The sequence below is a fragment of the Mesorhizobium sp. genome (genome assembly GCF_024509055.1).
In the GTDB taxonomy this organism is placed as follows: domain Bacteria; phylum Pseudomonadota; class Alphaproteobacteria; order Rhizobiales; family Rhizobiaceae; genus Mesorhizobium.
This window is the reverse complement of sequence record NZ_JANINM010000108.1, coordinates 1-4,766: the sequence shown is the minus strand read 5'-3', so window position 1 is coordinate 4,766 and position 4,766 is coordinate 1. Positions and strand designations below refer to the sequence as shown.

Sequence of the window (4,766 nt, the reverse complement as noted above, 5' to 3'; positions counted from 1 at the left end):
GGAACACGCGCGCCACCTTGTCGGATATGCCAAGCGCGCTCTGCACCGCCTCGCCACCGAGATAGGTCAGCGCCAGCACCAGGCCCGCGGCGACGATGCCGAGCGGATTGAGACGGCCGAGGAAGGCGACGATGATGGCGGTGAAACCGTAACCGGGCGAGATCACCGGTTGCAACTGGCCGATGGCGCCGGAGACTTCCGAGATGCCGGCAAGGCCGGCCAGGGCGCCCGACAGCAGGAAGGTGAAGAACACCATCTTGTTGAAGCCGAAGCCGGCGAAGCGCCCTGCCCTGGGGCTTGAGCCCAGCACCCGCACCTCGAAGCCCTTGAGCATGCGGCTCATCATCAGCCAGATCAGCACGGCGGCAAGCAGCGCGAAGACGAAGCCCCAATTGGCGCGGCCGGCATCCGGCATCAGCTGCGGCAAGGTGGCCGCGTCGCTGAACTGGATGGTCTGCGGGAAGCCGTGGCCCTGGGGGTCGCGCCATGGGCCGCGCACCAGCCAGTCGAGGAAGAGCTGGGCGACATAGACCAACATCAGGCTGGTCAGGATCTCGTTGGTGCTGAAGCGGGTCTTGAGCAGCGCCGGAATGGACGCGTAGAGGGCGCCGCCAAGCATGCCGAGCAGCAGCATCAGCGGCAGCACGTACGGGCCATCGAGCTGCGGGAACAGCACCGGCACGATCGAGCCGAAGATGGCACCGAAGGTGAACTGGCCCTCGGCGCCGATGTTCCAGATGTTGGCCTTGTAGCAAACCGACAGGCCGACCGCGATCAGGATGAGCGGCGCCGCCTTGATGGCGAGCTCATGCAACTGCCAGACCTGGCTGATCGGTTCGACGAAATAGATATGGAACGCATTGAACGGATTGACGCCGAGCAAGGCGAACATGATGGCGCCGGCGATCATCGTCAGCGCGAAGGCGATAAAGGGCGAGAGCACTGAAAACAGCGCCGAGCGCTGCGGGCGTTTGACCAGTTCGAGGCGCATCATGCCATCTCCAGGCTGTGTTCGGCGTGGCCGGGCTCGGCGCCACCCATCAGGAGGCCGATCTTCTCGAAGGTGGCTTCGGCGATCGGCAGCGGCTTGGACAGTTCGCCGTTGTGCATGACGGCGATCGCGTCCGAGAGTTCGAATAGTTCATCGAGGTCCTGGCTGATGACGAGGACAGCCGAGCCACTGCGGGCAAGCTCGATCAGCGCCTGACGGATGTGGGCGGCGGCGCCGGCGTCGACGCCCCAGGTCGGCTGGTTGACAACCATGACGCTCGGCTTGCGGTCGAGCTCACGGCCAACGATGAATTTCTGCAGATTGCCGCCGGAAAGCGCTGCCGCTTCCGGATCTGGGGCGCTCTTGCGCACATCCATGACGCTGATGATGCGCTGGGCGGCGGCGTAGACGGCGCCGTTCTTGACCATGCCGCCCGAGCCGACGAAGGATTTGCCGTCGGTTGCATGGCGAGACAGGAGCAGGTTCTCCGAGAGCTTCATGCGCGGCGCGGCGCCATGACCGAGACGTTCTTCAGGTACGAAAGCCGCGCCCATCAGGCGACGGCCGGTGATCGACAGGCCTCCGGCATCCTTGCCGCGAATGCGCACCGAGCCTTGATCCTGCTGGAGAACCTCTCCCGAGACGGATTCGAAGAATTCGCCCTGACCGTTGCCGGCGACGCCGGCGATGCCGATCACCTCGCCGGCGCGAACCGAGAGATTGATGTTCTTGAGCGGGATGGCGAAAGGCGTCGCCGGCTTACGGCTCAGCCCGCGTATCTCTAGCAGTGCCGGCGCGGTCTCGATGCCTTCGGCCGGCGCGCGCACCACCGTCTTGATCTCGTTGCCCACCATCATGCGGGCAAGTGAGGCGGCCGTCTCCTCGCGCGGGCTGCAGTGGCCGACGACCTTGCCGTGGCGTAGCACCGTGGCACGGTCGCAGATGCGTTTGACCTCTTCCAGCCGATGCGAGATGTACAGGATCGACTTGCCCTCCGAGCGCAGCCGCTCGAGCGTCTCGAACAGCTTGTCGGCTTCCTGCGGCGTCAGCACCGATGTCGGCTCGTCGAGGATGATGAGCTGCGGCGTCTGCAGCAGGCAGCGGATGATCTCGATGCGCTGGCGTTCGCCGACGGAGAGGTCGCCGACGAGAGAGTCCGGATCGAGCGGCAGGCCGTAGCTATAGGAGAGCGCCCTCGCCTTAGCCGCGATGGTGGTTATCGGCGAGCCGTCATTGAGCGAAAGCGCGATGTTCTCGGCCGCCGTCAGCGCCTCGAACAGCGAAAAATGCTGGAACACCATGCCGATGCCGAGCTTCTTCGCCACGCCCGGGCTGGTGATCCTGACGGCCTTGCCGTCCCAGAAGATTTCGCCCGAGTTCGGCTCGAGCGAGCCGAACAGCATCTTGACCAGCGTCGACTTCCCGGCGCCGTTCTCGCCAAGCAGGGCGTGGATCTCGCCCTTCGCTATATTGAGATCGATGTGATCGCACGCGGTCAGCGTGCCAAAAATCTTGGTTAGGCCGCGAACCTCGAGCAGGTTCGCCCCATCATGATTTGCACTCACAGTGCCTCCCATCCAGTTTCCCGGACATGTTCTGTGTTCCCGAAAGCATGGTATGCGCGCCCGGCTCCCATCGGAAAGCAGCACCCAACTTGAAAGAGCTTCAAGAATTTCAGCGGAAACTCAAGGGGTAAGATAGGCCTCTTGCCGCCACAAGAAAACTGGCGAAACTTTCAGGCAAACCATGCCTTCAGGCATGGCAAGTCGCTGAAAAACAAGGCAGCCGGCTCAAGGAACGAGGATGGTCGTGCCCGTCGTCTTGCGACCCTCGAGATCCGATTGCGCTTTCGCCGCGTCCTTGAGCGCGTAACGCTGGTTGATCTTGATCTCGACCGCGCCGCTCAGCACCACGTCGAACAGAGCCTGAGCCGACGCCACCAGATCCTCGCGCCTCGCATTATAGACGAAGAGCGTCGGGCGGGTGGCGAAGAGTGACCCTTTCTGCGCCAGGAGCGACATCGAGAAGGGCGGGACAGGTCCGGAAGAAGAGCCGAAGCTGACGAACATACCAAGCGGGCGCAGGCAGTCGAGCGAAGCCGGAAAAGTATCGTTGCCAACCGAGTCATAGACGACGTCGCATTTGCGGCCGCCGGTGATGGCCGCGACGCCCGCGACGAAATCCTGCTCCTTGTAGTTGATGACATGGTCGAAGCCATGCGCTTTGGCGAGCTCGATCTTGTCGGCCGAACTCGCGGTGCCGATCACAGTTGCGCCGAGATGCTTCGCCCATTGGCCGAGGATCAGCCCGACGCCGCCGGCGGCGGCATGGTAGAGGATCGTGTCGCCCGCTTTCACCTTGTAGGTGCGGCGCAGGAGATATTCGGCCGTCATGCCCTTCAGCATCATGGCGGCGGCCTGCTCGTCGCTGATGCCCTCCGGAATCTTGACCACGCGATCCGCGCCGATGACACGCTCATCCGCGTAGGCGCCGACATTGACTGCGTAGGCAATTCGATCGCCGGGCTTCAGCCAGTCGACGCCATCGCCCACCTCGAGCACCTCCCCGGCGGCCTCGCCGCCTGGAATCAAAGGCAAACCGCCAGGCGCCGGATAAAGGCCGGTCCGGAAGTAGACGTCGATGAAATTGAGGCCAATGGCTGTGTGCCTGACCAGGATCTGCCCCGCGCCCGGCCGGCCGGGATCGGCATCCTCATAGATCAGGGCTTCCGGGCCCCCATGGGCGTGAATGCGGATTGCCTTGGACATAGCTCAACTCTCTCGAGACAAAAGACAGGTTCAGGGTCTGGATTTCTTGGCGCCAAGATTGGGGAAAAACTGCATGATCCCCCCGATGCTGGCCAGATAGAGGCCAGTCACCGTGATGCCGATCTTGGTGAAATCGCTGACCTGTTCACCCATCACGCCGATCTGGTTGTAGAAGCTTGCAAGCGCCGCCTGAGCCAACGCCAGCGCGCCGAAGGCGCACCATAAGAGCGTCATGCCGAGGTTGAGCGGCCTGAGCCTGACCACCCGCACCGGATGAATGAAGTTGATGGGCACGAAGGTCAGGATGCCGGCGACGACCACCACGGCAAAGGAAACCCACTGCCCCGGCTCAATGACGAAGAGCGTGAACACCACCATGTTCCAGACGACCGGAAACCCCTTGAAGAAGTTCTCCTTCGTCTTCATGCCAGTGTCGGCATAATAGATCGCGCTCGAAACGACGATGATTGCCGCAGAGAGGAACGACAGGTTCTCTCCCATGAAGCCGCGCTGGTAGAGCGCGAATGCCGGGATGAGCACATAGGTGACGTAGTCGATGATGTTGTCGAGGAGCTCGCCCGACCATGTAGGCAGGATTTCCTTGACCTCGAGCTTGCGCGCGATCGGCCCGTCGATGCCGTCGACGAAGAGCGCGAGGCCGAGCCACCAGAACATCGCCGTCCAGCGTTGCTCGCTGGCCGCGACCAGCGACAGAAAGGCCAGGAACGACCCCGACGCGGTGAGCAGGTGCACGGAAAAGGCGCGCGCCTGCGGCCACGTCACCTTCTTTTTCGGCCGCGGAATCCGCTCGACGATCTTCTTGGCCGCTTTCCTAGCCGCTGTGTTCTTGCTCACGGTCCTCGCCAGTCCAGCTTGCAGATTTCGGCCGAGCGCCCGGCGAAATTCCAGTTGCGGCCGAAGGCGCGCATCTTGCTCTTGTCGGACTTCGCCACGATGATTTCCGGCGCGATCCAGTATTCGGAATTGGTGATCACCGTATCCTTCTC

Annotated in this window: 4 protein-coding genes; all 4 read right to left on the bottom strand. The window is 62.9% G+C overall.

The window, feature by feature from the left end; all coding sequences use genetic code 11:
* Positions 1-994 (bottom strand): ABC transporter permease (locus Q0L57_RS06210; protein WP_296739612.1); only part of this gene is annotated, 994 nt, incomplete at its 3' end.
* Positions 991-2,568: an ABC transporter ATP-binding protein gene (locus Q0L57_RS06205; RefSeq protein WP_296739609.1), complete on the bottom strand. Its 1,578-nt coding sequence runs from the start codon at positions 2,566-2,568 to the stop codon at positions 991-993. The genes Q0L57_RS06210 and Q0L57_RS06205, both read right to left, overlap by 4 nt.
* 213 nt (positions 2,569-2,781) lie before the next feature.
* Positions 2,782-3,759 carry a quinone oxidoreductase gene (locus Q0L57_RS06200; RefSeq protein ID WP_296739606.1) on the bottom strand — a complete coding sequence of 326 codons (978 nt, stop codon included), beginning with the start codon at positions 3,757-3,759 and terminating at the stop codon, positions 2,782-2,784.
* Positions 3,760-3,789: 30 nt separating this feature from the next.
* Positions 3,790-4,614, bottom strand: coding sequence for a phosphatidylcholine synthase (gene pcsA / locus Q0L57_RS06195; RefSeq protein ID WP_296739605.1), 825 nt, complete (start codon positions 4,612-4,614; stop codon positions 3,790-3,792).
* Positions 4,615-4,766: the final 152 nt, after the last annotated feature.